Genomic DNA, 16,058 nt, shown 5'->3' with positions numbered 1-16,058 from the left:
GGGGGGTCGCGGGGGGTGCGGTTTCCGGGGGTCGGGGGTGGGCCGCCCCCACCCCCGGATCGCATGTAGCGATGCGACCCGACCTCTCCCCGCTGGGGAGAGGTAAACCGAGTCGCTGGCAATCGATTCAACCAAACACCATCGCGCTTTAGCATCGCGCTGCCGGTCAGGAACCGACCATTCACGGTCGCGTCGACATATTGCCCGGCGGTCCCGGCGTGCGCAGCGGTTCGGCAAGGCGCGCGAATTCGCACAGCAGCGAACGCGTCCTGCGGGGATCGATCACCTCTTCCACCCAGAATTTCTCTGCCGAGCGGAACGGCGAGCGCAGCCTGTTCAGCCGGTCTTCGATTTCCTTGAGCTTCGCCGCGGGATCGGCCGCGGCATCGATCTCGGCGCGGTAAGCAGCTTCGATGCCGCCTTCAAGCGGAAGCGAGCCCCAATAGGCCGACGGCCAGGCATAGCGCATCGAAAAGCGGTTCGCCGGCTGATGCACCACGCCCGCGACGCCGAAGGCGTTGCGCACGATGATGGTGCACCAGGGCACGGTGGTCTGGTTCACCGCCGCCATCGCGCGCACGCCGTGGCGGATGGTCGCCGCCTTCTCCGCATCGAGCCCGATCATGAAGCCCGGGCAGTCCATGAGATAGACGATCGGCAGATGGAAGGTTTCGGCGAAATCCACCCAGCGCACCACCTTCTGGCAGGCCTCCGCCGTCCACGACCCGCCATAATGCAGGGGATCGCTGGCCATCAGCAGCACCGCCCGCCCCTCCAGCCGCGCAAGGCCAACGATGATCGGCTTGCCGAAGCTGGAATTGACCTCGAAGAACGAGCCTCTGTCGACGATAGCATCGATGATGGGCCGCATCTTGTAGACTTGGCGGCGGCTGCGCGGCACCGCCTTCAGCAGCGAATCCTCGGCCCGCTCCGGATCGTCCGTGCAGGCCGTGGTCGGCGGCAGGTCGTAAACCGACGACGGCAAATAGGAGAGGAAGCGGCGCGCGCATTCGAACGCCTCTTCCTCGGTCTCGACCGCATGGTCGACGCCGCCGGCCCGGGTCTGGATGTCGGCGCCGCCGAGCTCCTGCTTGGTGAGATCCTGGCCGAGGCGTTTGACGACCGGAGGCCCGGCGACGAACATCGCGGAATTCCTCGTCATCACTGAATAATGGCTCGCCGCAAGGCGCGCCGCCCCGAGGCCGGCGACCGAACCCAGGCCCAGCGCCACCACCGGCACGCGCGCCATGTTGGCCGTCGTGTACCAATACCATCGCGTGCCACCGACGCCGCCGGGCAGGTTCGCCGCGCCCTTGGTCTCGATGGTCTTCACCGAGCCGCCACCGCCGGAGCCCTCGATGACGCGGATGATCGGCAGGCGGAAATCATGCGCCATCTCCTCCGCCATCAGCGGCTTGGCCGAGATCGAAGCATCGGCCGAGCCGCCGCGCACGGTGAAGTCGTCACCGACCACGACCACCGTGCGGCCGTCGACCCTGGCGCGGCCGAACACGCAATTCGCCGGCGTCAGGTGCTTCAGCGCACCTTGTTCGTCGTATTCGCCGATGCCCGAGATCGCACCGATCTCGTGAAAGCTGTTCTCGTCGGTGAGCTTGTCGATGCGCTCACGAACGGTGAGCCGGCCCTGGTCGCGCTGTCGCTTGACCTTCTCAACGCCTCCCATCTCGCGCGCGAAGGCTTCGCGCCGCGCGAGGTCGTCGAGCTCCGGCTTCCACACCATTCTTTTCCTCCGTCATCATCATCTTATTGTTGTTGTGCCCCGGCACGGCGATCGGCTTCCGCTCCAGCCGGTTGGCAAAGATATCGCCGTCGCCCTCGAGCAGCGCACCCACGGCGGCGGCAAGATCGATTATCCGCGGCGCTACTTCCTTGTGCACGCGCTTCTCGTCGTACATCGCCGCCAGCAGCCCGATCGTGACGACGACGAAGGTCTGGTACTGCGGCGACCAAAGGGGCACGGCGCAGCCATTGATATGCGGGCTCCAGGTGCCGAAGGCGGTGACATAACCATGCTCGCGCATGTGACGGCGGTTGGCTTCGATGCGCGATCGCGCGAGCTTCGCCGCGTCCGGCGTCTCGCGCTCCATCTCGTTGATCAGGGCGTCTCCCACCTCGACATCGAGCGCGGCCAGATAGGCGCTGCCTGCCGCCGTGCTCGCCATGCTGATGCGGCTGCCCGTGCTTTCGTGCAGGCCGAGTGCATTCGCCGCCCGCGCGTATTCGAGATAGACGAGATGGAAGCGGTCGGGAATGACGAAGCCGACGGTGCCCGGCAGATGCTCGGCAACGTCCTGCAGGCGAAGCCGGATCAGGTTGCGCAGCTGCAGCCCCTTCATCATCGAGGTGCTCATCGCCACCGCGCTGGGGCCGATGCGGTATTTCTGGTCGCGCGGCAGATAGACGAGCTGCCCCATCCGCGTCAGCGTGTGCGTCAACCGCGACACTGTCGAGCGCGGCAATCCGCAGCGATTGGAAATTTCGAGATTGCCGAGCCGCGCCTCGTGTCCTTCGAAGCATCGCAGCACGTCGAATGCGCGCGACACCACCTGGATCACATCGCCCTCACCGGACAAATCGCTGGCGAGCATTCCCTGCTTGCTGAGGCGTTCCGAGCGTCTTCCCATGCTATGGCTCCAATTCCGCCGCGCGGAATAAAATTCCACTTGCAGAACAAGCTACCTCAGGCAATCTGCGGCCACAACAAAAAGCAGTTACGGCGAACGCCAGTTCGTCATTCAGGGCGAGGAATCCGTAATGCCAGAAATCAAGATCGTGACCGAAGTTGCGGGACGGGTGTGCGCACTTCCGGTGGAAGTGGGCGGCAACGTAGGTGACGGCGACGACATCGCATTCGTCGAGGCGATGAAGATGGAAATCCCGGTCGCATCGACCATTGCGGGAAAACTGAAGATGATACTCGTCGAGCTGGATGACGTGGTTGCCGAAGGACAGGCAATCGCGATCGTGGAAATCTAGAAGCGTGCGGCGGACCTGTTCTGCGACAATCTGACTGTCCGCGCGCCGAGTTGAGCGATTGACACGCTTGGACATTGTCATCGCGACGACGCGATGACATGATCCAGCCAACAAACCAAAAACAAAAGCAAGTTTCGCATAGCGAAAACGATTCGGGAGGAGAACATGATCTACCGCATGCTGGCGCTTTCGCCGGCCGTCTTTACTTCGCTTTCGCTGATCGCCAGCGCGCCCGTGCGCGCCGACGATGTCAAGCTGCTGCCGACCATGGCGATCACCGCCTATGACACCGGCACCTCCGGTTTCAACATCACCGTCGGCGTCGGCAAGATGATGAAGGACAAGTACGGCAGCGACGTTCGCGTGCTGCCGGCAGGCAACGACGTCGCCCGCCTGGCGCCGCTTCGCGCCAAGCGCGCGGCCGTTTCCGCCATGGGCGTGGGTACCTACTTCGCGCAGGAAGGTGTGTTCGAGTTCGGCGTCAAGGACTGGGGACCGCAGCCGCTCCAGATGCTGCTGTCGTCGGTCGACTGCAATGGCATCTCCCTCGGTGTCGCCGCCGATACCGGCGTCAAGGAGGTCAAGGACCTCAAGGGCAAGCGCATCGGCTTCGTCGTCGGCTCGCCGGCGCTGAACCAGAACGCGCTCGCCGTGCTCGCCTTTGGCGGCCTGACAAGGGATGACGTCAAGATCGTCGAGTTCGCAAGCTTTGGCGCGATGTGGAAGGGCCTGCTCAACAACGACGCCGACGCGGCCATCGCCTCCACCATCACGGGGACGGCGAAGGAAGTCGACACCTCGCCGCGCGGCCTGATCTGGCCGCCGCTGCCCAAGAGCGACAAAGCCGGCTGGGAGCGGATGAAGAAAGTTGGCTCGTACTTCTTTCCCCAGGTTGTGACGTGCGGCGCCGCCATCTCGAAAGAGAAGCCCGTCGAGCTCGGCAACTACCCCTACCCGATCTACGTCGCCTATGCGTCGCAGGCGCCGGATCTGGTCTATTCCATCACCAAGGCCATGATCGACGGCTACGACGCCTACAAGGATTCCGCACCCGGCGCTCCCGGCCTCGGCGCTGCCCGCCAGGTCAAGAACTGGGTGGTGCCGATTCACCCCGGTGCCGTGAAGGCGTTGAAGGAGGCAGGCCACTGGAGCGCCGAGCAGGAGACGCACAACAACGCACTCCTCAAGCGCCAGGAAGTGCTGGCCGCCGCTTGGGCAGATTACAACAAGGGCAATCCGCCCTCGGACGAGAAGCCGTTCCTCGAAGCCTGGATGAAGGCGCGCGCCGCAGCCCTCGCCAAGGCCAAGATGGCGAACGGCTTTGACTAGTCGCCGGCGCTGAAAAAACTTCGCGACAGGGGATCGAAGATGCCTGCATCCGACAGCGTCGCGGTGGCGTCGACGCCGAACAAGATCGTATTCGAGGATCCCCACGCCACTATACAGGAGGCCGAGGTCACCCGCGTGCGCGCGTTGCGCGGGGCCTGGCGCTGGGCCCTGGTGGTGGCGACCGCCGCCACCATCCTGCTTTGCATCAACCAGCAGTTCTCGCTGCGCTTCTTCGTCGGCTACACGCAGCTGAACACCGAATACTTCTACCTTCTGATCGCGCTGATGCTGCCGTTCACGTTCCTGATCTTTCCCGGGAGCGAAAGAGCACCGCTCGACCGCATCCCCTGGTACGACCTGCTGCTGTTCGTCCTGACCTTCGGTGCATCGATCTGGCTGATGCTCAACATACGCAAGGCAGCAGCGCTCGGCTGGGAATTCGATGGCGCTCCAACCAACGTCATCGCCGCCGGGCTCGTGATGTGGTTCTTGCTGATGGAAGGACTGCGCCGCACCGGCGGCTGGAGCCTGCTGCTCAGCGTGCTCCCCTTCACCGTCTATCCGTTGTTCGCCGATGCCAGATGGCTCGGTCCGTTCCGCGGGACGCAATCGACGCTTGAACAGGCAACCTCCTATCACGTGCTGTCCGGCGAGAGTCTGCTCGGCATCCCGATCCAGGCCTTTGCCGATACCGTGATCGGCTTCCTCGTCTTCGGCACCGCACTGATGATGACCGGCGCCGGCAAGTTCTTCATCAACATCGCTTTTGCGCTGTGCGGCACCTTCCGCGGCGGCGCGGCCAAGGTGTGCATCTTCGCGTCCGGCCTGCTCGGCATGATGTCGGGCTCGATCATCTCCAACGTGCTCACGGCCGGCACGATGACCATTCCCGTAATGAAGAAGAGCGGCTTTCGCGCCTCCTATGCCGGCGCCATCGAGGCTTGCGCTTCCACGGGCGCGGTGCTGGCCCCGCCCGTGATGGGCGCAACCGCGTTCGTGATCGCGCAGTTCCTCAACGTCAGCTACGCCGAGGTCGCGCTCGCCGCGATCATTCCGGCGACCCTGTATTACATCGGCCTGTTCATGCAGGTCGACTCCTACGCCGCCCGCCATGGCCTGAAGGGAATTCCGCGGGCCGAGCTGCCGAAGGTCTGGGATACGATCAAGGAGGGCTGGTACTACGTCTTCGTCATCGCGCTGTTGATCGTGATGCTTCTTTACTTCAAGCGCGAGAGCCATGCGCCGTTTTACGCAACCGCATTGCTGCTCGTGCTGAACCAGATTTTCTCCAAGGACACGCGCTGGACGCCCGCCACGATCAGCAAGTTCCTCGAGGTCAACGGCCGCACCTTCGTCGAGCTCATCGGCATTCTTGCAGGATGCGGCCTTCTGATCGGCGCCTTCTCGATGACCGGCGTGGTGTCGAGCCTGGCCAACGACCTGTTGCGGCTCGCCGGCGACAACGCGCTGCTGTTGCTGGTGATGTGCGCCTTCACCAGCCTGGTGCTCGGGCTCGGGCTGACGACGACGGCCTGCTACATCTTCCTGGCCATCCTCGTCGCGCCCGCGCTGGAAAAGCTCGGCTTGAACCGGATGGCGATCCACATGTTCATCTTCTATTGGGGCATGCTGTCCTCGATCACGCCGCCGGTGGCGATCGCCTCCTTTGCAGCCGCCGGCATTGCCGGATCGCCGGCGATGAAGACGGGCTGGGAATCGATGTGGGTCGGCAGCATCATCTACTTCATCCCGTTCTTCTTCGTGCTGAATCCCGCGCTGGTGCTTCAGGGCGCCAGCCCCTACTTCGCCGGCCTCGGGCTGATGGGGCTTGCCGCGTTCGGTACGCTGTTCATTTGCGGCGGCATTCAGGGCTACCAGGTCTTCATCGGCGATCTCCGTCGGACCGGCCCCCTGGAATGGCCGCTGCGCGTTCTGCTGGTGATCGGCGGCTTCGTCGTGGCCACGCCGGGTGGCGGAATCATGCCGCTGTCGCAGATGCAGGTGACACTGCTCGGGCTCGCCATACTGGCGCCCACGGCGTTGATTGCGCTGTTCCTGGTCCGGCGCCACTCGCTGGCGCCCGGCCGGTTGCGCGCGCCCTGATTGCAGGGCACAACGGAGGCAATGAAAGCCTCCCCTGCCAATGGCGCCTGGGCCAGCTCGAAACCGCCGCTGCTGCGGTTTCTTGACGAATGCCACGCCAGGTTCGCTGCCGATCACGAAGGCGCGGTCGCAGACTACATCCCCGAGCTCAGCAAGGCCGATCCTGCCCATTTCGGCATCAGCCTCGCCACGCTCGACGGGCACGTCTACGAAGTCGGCGACAGCAAGGTCCTCTTCACCATCCAGTCGATGTCGAAGCCGTTCGTCTTCGCGCTGGCGCTGGACACGCTGGGTGCGGCGCGGGTGGAAAGCGCAATTGGCGTCGAGCCCTCCGGCGACCCCTTCAACTCGATCCGGCTCAACGCGGAAAACCATCCCTTCAACCCGATGGTCAATGCCGGCGCTATCGCCTGTTCCGGATTGATCCACGAGGCCAAGGGCGACGGCGCTTTTGATTATATCCGCGAGGCGCTCGGCCGATTTGCCGGGCGCACGCTCGGCTTCGACGAGGCGGTGTATGCTTCCGAAAGCGCCACCGGCGATCGCAACCGTGCCATTGCCTATCTGCTGCGCACCAATGCCGTGCTGAGGGAACGCGTCGATGCCGTGCTCGACGTCTACTTCCGGCAATGCGCCGTCCTCGTCAACGCGCGCGACATCGCCGTGATGGCCGCGACCCTCGCCAACCGAGGTGTCAACCCGGTCACCGGACAGCAGGTGATGACGCCCTATGCGATATCCCGCACCCTGTCGGTGATGACCTCGTCCGGTATGTACGACTATGCCGGCGAGTGGATTTACCGCGTCGGCATTCCCGCCAAGAGCGGCGTCGGCGGAGGCATCCTGGCGGCGCTGCCGGCTCGGCTCGGGCTCGGCAGCTACTCGCCGCGGCTCGACAAGCACGGCAACAGCGTGCGCGGCATCAGGGTCTGCGAGGCGCTTTCCTTGCATTACGACCTGCACATGCTCAACCGCAGCGACGATGCGCGCACCAGTATCATTGCCGACTACACGATCGGCAAGAACCCGTCGCGGCGCAGCCGCCGGCCGCACGAGCGCGACATCCTCGCCGTCAATCACGAGCAGGTGCGCGTGATCGAGCTGGTCGGCACACTGTCGTTCTCCAACGTCGACTACGTCTCGCGCCAGCTCGCCTCCAAACCACGGCCGCAGTTCGTGATCTTCGACCTCCACCGCGTCACCTCGCTGACGCGGGCCGGCGCGCGGCTGGTGGCGGAAGAATTTCACGAGCTTGCTGCCCACCACGTCACCGTGATTCTCTCCGGTGTGAAGCGCGGCTCGCGCGAGTGGAACATCATCCGGGAATGGACCGGGAGCCTGAAGAACGTTCGTGACTTCTTCCTTCTGGATACCGCGATCGAATGGGCCGAGGACCAGCTGGTCTATCGATATGGTGGCGCGATCGATTTTTACGAGACCACCGAGCTTTCCGAACAGCCGCTGCTCGCGGGGCTCTCGCCCGACGAGCTGGCAGCGCTCGCTGCGATCGGAGCCGTCAGGCACTACAAGGCCGGCGAGAGGATCGTGACCGCCGGCTCGCCCGCCACCTCCATCTTCTTCCTGCGCAGCGGCGCCGTTCTCGTCACCCTGCCGGGCGGCGTGCGGCTGGCGACCCTCACCGCCGGCACCGCCTTTGGCGAAATGGCGCTGCTCGAGCCGACCCGCTCGGCCGACGTCAGCGCGGACATGGCCGCGGCAGCCTGCGAAATCCGCTCAAGGGATTTCGAGCGCTTCCGCACACAGCACCCCCGCGCCGGCGAACGCATCATGCGCAACCTCGCGCAACTGCTCGCCGATCGCCTGATCGTGGCCAACACCAAGATCGATCTGCTGACCTCGAGCTGACGCCGTCCTCTTAGCCGCCGCCCTTGCCACGCCCTGACTTCTCGCTGGCGCGGCGCAAGGCGTCCGCGAGCGCTCCTCCACCGGAAGCCGGCGCGGGCTTGGGCGTGGCACCCGACGCGCGCGATGTTCCGCTCGAACCGCCTCTCGTCTTGCTGCCCGCCTTCGCGACTTCGTCGTCGAGACGCAGCGTCAATGCGATGCGATTGCGGGCGACCTCGAGATCGATCACCTTGACCTTGACGATGTCGCCGGGCTTCACGACCTCGCGCGGATCCTTGATGCGGGTTTTCGACATCGCCGAGATGTGTACCAGCCCGTCCTGATGCACGCCGATGTCGACGAAGGCGCCGAACGCGGCGACATTGGTCACCGTCCCCTCCAGGATCATGCCGCGCCGGAGATCCTTGATGGTCTCGACGCCCTCTTTCAACGCCGCCATCTTGAATGCAGGACGCGGATCGCGCCCGGGTTTTTCCAGCTCGCGCAGGATGTCGGTCACGGTGGGCAGGCCGAAGGTCTCGTCCGCGAACGCCTGCGGCCTGAGCTGGCGTATGATCTCGGCATTGCCGAGCAGCGCCTTGATGTCGCTCCTGGTTGCCTCGAGAATCCGCCGCACCACCGGATAGGATTCCGGATGCACGCCGGAAGCATCGAGCGGGTCGCGGCCGCCATTGATGCGCAGGAACCCGGCGCATTGCTCGAACGCCTTCGGGCCGAGCCGCGGCACGTCCTTCAGCGCACTGCGCGATTTGAACGGGCCATTGGCGTCGCGGTGTTGCACGATGCTTTCTGCAAGTCCGGCGCCGATGCCCGACACCCGCGCCAATAGCGGCGCGGAAGCCGTATTGGCGTCGACCCCGACGGCATTGACGCAATCCTCGACCACCGCATCGAGCGAGCGCGCCAGCTTGGTTTCGCTGAGGTCGTGTTGGTACTGGCCGACGCCGATCGCCTTCGGATCGATCTTCACGAGTTCAGCCAGCGGATCCTGCAGACGGCGGGCAATCGACACCGCGCCACGCAGCGTGACGTCGAGATCGGGCAGTTCCTCCGATGCGAAGGCCGAGGCCGAATAGACGGAAGCGCCGGCTTCGGAGACGACGATCTTCGACATCTTCAGGTCCGGCAGCAACTTCAGGAGATCCGTCGCCAGCCTGTCCGTCTCGCGCGAGGCGGTGCCGTTGCCGATAGCGACGAGATCGACACGGTGCTTCACCGCAAGCTTCGCAAGCGCAGCCAGCGACGGGTCCCACTGCCGCTGCGGTTCGTGCGGATAGATCGTCGCGGTATCCACCACCTTGCCGGTGGCATCGACCACCGCAACCTTGACGCCGGAGCGGAAGCCGGGATCGAGCCCCATGGTGACGCGCGCGCCGGCCGGCGCGGCGAGCAGGAGGTCGCGCAGGTTCGAGGCGAATACCCGCACGGCTTCCGTCTCCGCCGCAGTCCAAAGGCGCATGCGCAGATCGATGTTCAGATGCACCTGGATCCTGGTTCGCCAGGCCCAGCGGACCGTTTCCGCCAGCCACTTGTCTCCGGCGCGGCCGTGGTCGGCAATGGCGAAGCGCTGCATGATCTTGCGTTCGTAGCTGCTGGTCTCGCCGGCAGCCGCCGGCGCCGCCTCCGGCTGAATCTGCAGATCGAGCATCTCTTCCTTCTCCCCGCGGAACATCGCGAGGATTCGGTGCGACGGCAGCTTGGTGAGCGGCTGGCCGAAATCGAAATAGTCCTTGAACTTCTCGCCCTCGGTCTTCTTGCCCCTGCGGACGGTGGAGATCATGCGACCGTTCGACCACATCTCCTCGCGGAGCTGTCCGATCAGGTCGGCGTCTTCGGCAAACCGCTCGACCAGAATGGCGCGCGCGCCTTCCAGCGCGGCAGCGACGTTGGGGACTTCCTTGTCCGCGTTGACGAAGTCCTTGGCCGCCTTCTTTGGGTCGGTGTCGGGCTGCGTCAGCAGCAATTCCGCCAGCGGTTCGAGGCCGGCTTCCTTGGCGATCTCGGCCTTGGTCCGCCGCTTCGGCTTGAACGGCAGGTAGATGTCCTCGAGACGCCCCTTGCTGTCGGCGGCGAGAATTGCGGCCTCCAGCGCCGCGTCGAGCTTGCCCTGCTCGCGGATCGAATCGAGGATGGCGGTCCGGCGCTCTTCCAGCTCGCGCAGGTAAGTCAGGCGCTCTTCCAGCGTGCGCAGTTGCGCGTCATCGAGGCCGCCGGTGACCTCCTTGCGGTACCTGGCGACGAACGGAACCGTCGCCCCCTCGTCGAGCAGCGCGACCGTCTTTTCGACCTGCTGCTCGCGTACGCCGAGTTCCTGCGCAATCTTGCCGAAAATGTTCGCCACGCCAGACCTTCCGATTCACCGCGGATGAATTCACAAATCCCGCGGGGACGCCGCTTATGGACCATTGCCGCGCGGCCGATCAACCCGGCCGCTGAAAGATTTTAATCTGTGGATCGGCCGGCGGCCCAAAGCGCGATGAGATTGGGATGAACCGTCATCGCGCTTTAGGTTGTTGTTTGAGCATGATCTTTTCGGAAAACCGCTTCACACTTTTCCGGATCATGCTAGCTGACCACTTCCGAAACCGGTTGCAGGTCGATCGCAAACGTTTCCAGGAATTTCGATGTCATGATGTAGAAGCCGACCGAGAGCTGCAGCTCGACCAGCGCGGCCGGCGTCAGCCTGGCACGGATCGCGTTGAAGGTGGCGTCGGTCGGCTTGTGCAGCTTGACGATCTCGTCGGTGAAAGCGAGCGCGGCGCGCTCCGTCTCGTCGAAGCAGGTGGCCGCCTGCCAGTTCTCCAGCGCCTCGTTCTGCTCGTCGCTGACGCCGACATTCCTGCCGATGCGCTTGTGCGCGACGATCTCGTAAGGCGCCTGGCACAAAATACCGGTGCGGGTGATCGCAAGCTCGCGCACGATCGGATCGAGCTCGCCCTTGTGACGGATCGCGCCGCCGAGCCGGCAGTATTGTTCGAGGTAGCTCGGCGAATGCGCCATCATGCGGAAGATGTTGGCGTTGCGGTTCTTGCCGAGCAATTCGCGGGTGCGCTCATTGTGCCTTGCGGGATCGCTGTATTCGATGCGGGCCATTGGTTTGCCTCGATATTTTCCTTGGACGTACCGGTTGTCATCGGCGCTTTACGTGCCGAAACACTATCGGGCGCGCGACTCCAGAGCAACACAACCGAGTCAAATTGCCGCCGCAATACTGTTCGACCGTGGGACTGTCGATATTCGCCCGAGTGGGGACTCATCAAAGGGCGGATCATCGTCGCGGGGTGTTCCGAGTAACCGAACCGATCGTCGCTGCGCGGCTTGGCACAGTGTGTCTTGGCGCCACGATGAATCGTGCCCAAGTCTGGGGAGATAGACATGAAGGAAGCCACCAAAAGGGCGGCCTCGGAAGCGCTTGCGCAGATGCTGGCGGTGACGGCGATGCTCGTCATCGCCAGCGTCGTGCTCTATGTGCGGTGATCCCACGATCGTCATTGCGAGCGAAGCGAAGCAATCCAGCTTCCCTTCGTCGCGACAAGGAAGCTGGATTGCTTCGTCGCTTCGCTCCTCGCAATGACGGGCACTAACTGGCTTTCTCAAAATGCGGCACCAATCTTCCAGCAAATTGCTTAAACCGCACGGAGACCTTGTCGCCGATGGCGAGATCATTGTCGCCGTGCGCCATCATGCGAAAGCCTTCCGAAGTATCGACCAGCAGGATGTTGTAGGGCACGTGCGCCTTGGTTTCGGGCGTAGCTGCGCGGCAGACCAGCGAGGTAGCGTAGACGATTCCCTCGCCGCTGGAGCACTTATCTTCCGGATCCGGCGCGCCGCAGGCAGCGCAGAAGCTGCGGCGGAAATACTGCCGCGCGCCGCAGGCCGCGCAGTGCTGATAGACGATAGCCTCAACGCCCTTGGTCCAGTCGGCGATTATTTCGCTCATCGCACGCGCTCCAGGAACATGCTGACATGGGAGGACAGCACGCCGCCGTCGCCATGCAACAGCGCGATCGAGGCGTCGCGCACCTGACGATTGCCGGCGCGGCCAGTCATCTGCAGATGGGTTTCGACCAGATGCGCCATCGCACCGCCGACGCCGCAATGGCCGTAGCTCAACAGGCCGCCATGGGTATTGAGCGGCACTTCGCCGTCGCGGCCGAAGTAACCGGAGCGGACGCGAGCAGCCGCCTCGCCGCGTTTGGCGAGGCCGAGGTCTTCGAGCAGCATGGCGAGCGTGATGGTGAAGCTGTCGTAGACCGCAGCGTAACGGACATCCGATATTGCGAGGCGCGAAGCGGTCTTGGCCTTGGCGATGGAAATCTCGGCGCCGAGCTCGCTGAGTGCCGGCGCGGCCGTGACGTGCTGATGGGTGTGCGCCTGGGCGCAGCCGCGCACGCGGACGACGGCAGTTCCAGTCGGCTCACGGCTGATGATGAAGGCCGCACCGCCATCCGACACCGGACAGCAATCGAGCAGCTTCAGCGGCATCGCCACCGGCTTCGAGGCCATCACGTCGGCGACGGTGATCGGCTCGCGGAACTGGGCGCCGGGATGAGTGCAGGCATGGGCGCGCATCAGCACGGCGAATTCGGCGAGGTCCTCTTCCGTCAACCCGTATTCATGCATGTAGCGGGAAGCGACGAGGCCGTAATAGGCCGGAATCGTCGGCCCGAGCGAGACCTCGTAGTCGGGATGGCCGACCTGGGCGAGCGCCTGGATCGAGGCGTCGCGGCTCTGGCCGGTCAGACGATTCTCGCCGGAGACGACCAGCACGTGGTTCGCCACGCCGCTATCGACGAGGTGATGCGCTAGCATGGTCATGGCGAGCCCCGTGGCGCCGCCGACTTGCACGGCATGGGCATAGCTCGGGCGAAGGCCGAAATGCTCGGCGAAGACGGTGGCGAGCATGATGTGCGGGGAGACGGTGTTGTAACCGCAGAGCACACCGTCGATCTCGGAGCGCCTCAGGCCGGCGTCGGCGATGGCGGATGCAGCCGCCTTGCTCATGAGGTCGAGCGAGGATGTGCCTTCGTGCTTGCCGTATGATGTCAGGCCAACGCCTGTGATGTAGCTCATCTCAATACGACTTCGGCAGGCCCAGCACCTTCTCGGCGATGAAGCTGAGAATGAGCTGCGGCGAAATCGGGGCGATGCGCGGGATCAGCGACTCCCTTAAGTAGCGCTCGACATGATACTCCTTGGCGTAGCCGAAGCCGCCATGCGTCATCACCGCCTGCTCGCAGGCGCGGAAGCCGGCTTCTGCCGCCAGATATTTTGCCGAGTTGGCGGCGGGGCCGCACGGCAAATTTTGGTCGTATTGCCAGCCTGCGCGGAGCACCATCAGCCAGGCGGCTTCCAGCTCCATCCAGTTCTTGGCAAGCGGATGCTGGATCGCCTGGTTCATGCCGATCGGTCGGTTGAAGACGATGCGGCTTTTGGCATAGCCGCTGGCGCGTGACAGGGCGACCATGCCGAGACCGACGGCTTCCGCCGCGATCAGGATGCGCTCGGGATTCATGCCGTGCAGGATGTATTCGAAGCCGCGGCCCTCCTCGCCCAGGCGGTCCTCGACCGGAATCTCGAAATTCTCGAAGAACAGCTCGTTGGAATCGACGGGCTTGCGGCCCATCTTCTCGATCTCGTGCACGGTAACGCGTTGCTTGTCGAAATCGGTGTAGAACAGGCTGAGGCCCTGCGTCGGTGTCTTCACCTCCTCCAGCGGCGTGGTGCGTGCCAGCAGCAAAATCTTGTTGGCGACCTGCGCCGTGGATATCCAGACCTTCTGGCCGTTGACGATGTACTTGTCGCCCTTGCGCACGGCGCGGGTCTTGAGCTGCGTGGTGTTCAGGCCCGTGTTCGGCTCGGTCACCGCAAAGCAGGAGCGGTCGCGGCCGTCGACGATCCCCGGCAGCATGCGGTGGCACTGCTCCTTGCTGCCGAACACCACTACCGGGTTGAGGCCGAACACGTTCATGTGCACGGCCGAGGCGCCCGACATGCCGGCGCCGGATTCCGAGATGGTGCGCATCATGATCGCGGCATCGGTGATGCCGAGCCCCGAGCCGCCGAACTCCTCGGGGATGCAGATGCCGAGCCAGCCGGCTTCGGCCAGCGCCATGTGGAAGTCGGCGGGGTAGCCGCCTTCCTTGTCCTTCTTCAGCCAATAGGCGTCGTCGAAGCGCGCGCAGATCTTGCCGACGGCGTCCCTGATCGATTCCTGGTTGGCGGAGAGCGCGAAATCCATCTTCTCGATCCTATTTGCTCGCCACAGTCCTGGTGACGCCGTCGCGCACCATCGCTGCGATCTCATCGTTGCTGTAGCCGGCTTCGCCCAGCACTTCCGCCGAGTGCTCGCCGAGCCGCGGCGCCAGCCGCTCGGTCTCGACCGGGGTTTCCGACCAGTTCGCCGCCACCTTCATGCTGCGGATTTTTCCTTCGGTCGGATGATCGACCACGGGGAAGCGATCGGTAGCCACCATGTGCGGATCGTTCAGCAGGCTTTCGAGATCGTGCATCGGCATGACCGGCACGTCGGCATGGGTCAGGATATCCATCCACTCGGCGGTGCTCTTGGTCTCGAGGATGCGGGCGAGCTCGGCATAGACGTGATCGATGTTGCCGGCACGGCCGGCGAAGGTGGCGAATTTCGGATCGCTGCGCAAATCGTCGCGACCGGTGGCGGCGAAGAAGTTTTCCCACTGCTTGTCGTTGTAGACGATGACGCAGATGTAGCCGTCGGAGGTCTTGTAGGGCCGGCGATCGCGCGAAAGGTGGCGGGCATAGCCGCCCTTGTCGAGCGGCGGCTCGTAGGTGAGGCCGCCCATGTGGTCGCCCATGACGAAGCTCGCCATGGTCTCGAACATGGGGATGTCGACGCGCTGCCCCTGCCCGGTGCGCTCGCGGTGCACGAGGCTGGCGCAGATCGCGCCGACGGCGGTGAGGCCGACGATGCGGTCGACCAGCGCGTTCGGCACATAGCGCGGCACGCCGTCGGCGGAAGTCTGCGCCATCAGCGCCGGCAGCGCGGTCGCGCCCTGGATCAGATCGTCATAAGCGGGCTTGGCCGCATACGGCCCGTCCTGACCGAAGCCGAACACGCCGGCATAGATCAGCCGCGGATTGATCTTCGACACCACGTCGTAGCCGAGTTGCAGCCGCGCCATTGCCTGCGGGCGCACGTTGTAGACCAGCACGTCCGCGGTCTCGATCAGCCGCAGCACGGCCTCGCGACCGGCGGGCTTTTTCAGATCGAGGCAGATCGAGCGCTTGCTGCGGTTGGTATTGAGAAACACCGGGCCCATGCCGGGATGCCGGGTCGGGCCGATCTGCCGCGTCACGTCGCCGTCCGGCGATTCCACCTTGATGACGTCGGCGCCGTAGTCGCCGAGCGCCTGGGTCGCAAAAGGCCCCATCAGCACGGTGGTCATGTCGATGACCTTGATGCCCTTCAGCGGTCCCATCTGCGTGTCTTCTCCCCGGCGGCGGCATTGGTGCCGCGATCTTGCTTGGTCGGGCCAAGTAACGGCAGGGCCCTTGCAAGATCAAGCGCGCCGAGAGTATGGGCGTATGCGTGAGGACAGTCGTCTACGTTCCCGCGGCTCGATTTCGCCTGGGTTTTGCTATTTCGTTTGCTCCCTCCTGGATAGAGGGCGCGGAGAAGGCCGGGCGCCGGCTGCGCCCGCAGCACCGTGTGCAACGGGTAGTAAAGAACGCACACGGATTTGACAGGTACAGCCAGGACATCCCGACCTTCCCCGCGCAATGGT

The 16,058-nt window shown here is 64.4% G+C and carries 12 protein-coding genes; 4 read left to right on the top strand and 8 right to left on the bottom strand.

What is annotated here, in order from left to right:
• Positions 1 to 181: 181 nt before the first annotated feature.
• Positions 182 to 1,741 carry an acyl-CoA carboxylase subunit beta gene (locus ACT4OC_RS12015; protein WP_444839210.1) on the bottom strand — a complete coding sequence of 520 codons (1,560 nt, stop codon included), beginning with the start codon at positions 1,739 to 1,741 and terminating at the stop codon, positions 182 to 184.
• A complete protein-coding gene (locus ACT4OC_RS12010) occupies positions 1,671 to 2,645 on the bottom strand; it encodes an IclR family transcriptional regulator (RefSeq protein ID WP_444839209.1) in 975 nt (324 codons plus the stop codon). Before ACT4OC_RS12010 ends, ACT4OC_RS12015 begins: the two co-directional genes overlap by 71 nt.
• Positions 2,646 to 2,775: 130 nt before the next feature.
• On the opposite strand from ACT4OC_RS12010, the gene ACT4OC_RS12005 reads away from it, so the two are divergent.
• From ACT4OC_RS12005 to glsA, 4 genes are all read left to right on the top strand, one after another.
• A complete protein-coding gene (locus ACT4OC_RS12005; RefSeq protein WP_444839208.1) occupies positions 2,776 to 2,997 on the top strand; it encodes an acetyl-CoA carboxylase biotin carboxyl carrier protein subunit in 222 nt (73 codons plus the stop codon).
• 165 nt (positions 2,998 to 3,162) lie between these two features.
• Positions 3,163 to 4,326 carry a TAXI family TRAP transporter solute-binding subunit gene (locus ACT4OC_RS12000; RefSeq protein WP_444839207.1) on the top strand — a complete coding sequence of 388 codons (1,164 nt, stop codon included), beginning with the start codon at positions 3,163 to 3,165 and terminating at the stop codon, positions 4,324 to 4,326.
• A 39-nt stretch (positions 4,327 to 4,365) separates the two neighbouring features.
• Complete coding sequence (locus ACT4OC_RS11995) at positions 4,366 to 6,429, top strand: TRAP transporter permease (protein WP_444839206.1); 2,064 nt, start codon at positions 4,366 to 4,368, stop codon at positions 6,427 to 6,429.
• A gap of 21 nt (positions 6,430 to 6,450) precedes the next feature.
• Entirely contained in the window at positions 6,451 to 8,295 is a 1,845-nt protein-coding gene (gene glsA, locus ACT4OC_RS11990) for a glutaminase A (RefSeq protein WP_444839205.1), read from the top strand.
• Between the two features lie 10 nt (positions 8,296 to 8,305).
• Here glsA and ACT4OC_RS11985 read toward each other — a convergent pair whose 3' ends face one another.
• From ACT4OC_RS11985 to ACT4OC_RS11960, 6 genes are all read right to left on the bottom strand, one after another.
• On the bottom strand, positions 8,306 to 10,636 hold the full coding sequence (locus tag ACT4OC_RS11985) for a Tex family protein (protein WP_444839204.1): 2,331 nt from the start codon (positions 10,634 to 10,636) through the stop codon (positions 8,306 to 8,308).
• A 224-nt stretch (positions 10,637 to 10,860) separates the two neighbouring features.
• The gene (locus ACT4OC_RS11980; RefSeq protein ID WP_444839203.1) at positions 10,861 to 11,388 is read right to left on the bottom strand and encodes a carboxymuconolactone decarboxylase family protein; all 528 of its coding nucleotides are present in this window, start codon (positions 11,386 to 11,388) and stop codon (positions 10,861 to 10,863) included.
• Between the two features lie 487 nt (positions 11,389 to 11,875).
• Positions 11,876 to 12,235, bottom strand: a complete 360-nt coding sequence (locus ACT4OC_RS11975; protein ID WP_444839202.1) for a Zn-ribbon domain-containing OB-fold protein — start codon at positions 12,233 to 12,235, stop codon at positions 11,876 to 11,878.
• Entirely contained in the window at positions 12,232 to 13,368 is a 1,137-nt protein-coding gene (locus ACT4OC_RS11970; RefSeq protein ID WP_444839201.1) for a thiolase family protein, read from the bottom strand. The genes ACT4OC_RS11975 and ACT4OC_RS11970 overlap by 4 nt, the downstream gene beginning before the upstream one ends.
• A 1-nt stretch (position 13,369) precedes the next feature.
• Entirely contained in the window at positions 13,370 to 14,536 is a 1,167-nt protein-coding gene (locus ACT4OC_RS11965; protein WP_444839200.1) for an acyl-CoA dehydrogenase family protein, read from the bottom strand.
• Positions 14,537 to 14,546: 10 nt separating this feature from the next.
• On the bottom strand, positions 14,547 to 15,752 hold the full coding sequence (locus ACT4OC_RS11960; RefSeq protein WP_444839199.1) for a CaiB/BaiF CoA transferase family protein: 1,206 nt from the start codon (positions 15,750 to 15,752) through the stop codon (positions 14,547 to 14,549).
• Positions 15,753 to 16,058 lie beyond the last annotated feature (306 nt).

Origin of the sequence: Bradyrhizobium sp. (assembly GCF_052389815.1) — a bacterium.
Lineage (GTDB): Bacteria > Pseudomonadota > Alphaproteobacteria > Rhizobiales > Xanthobacteraceae > Bradyrhizobium.
Note: the sequence above shows the minus strand (reverse complement) of the source record. Positions and strands in the feature narration are given on the sequence as shown.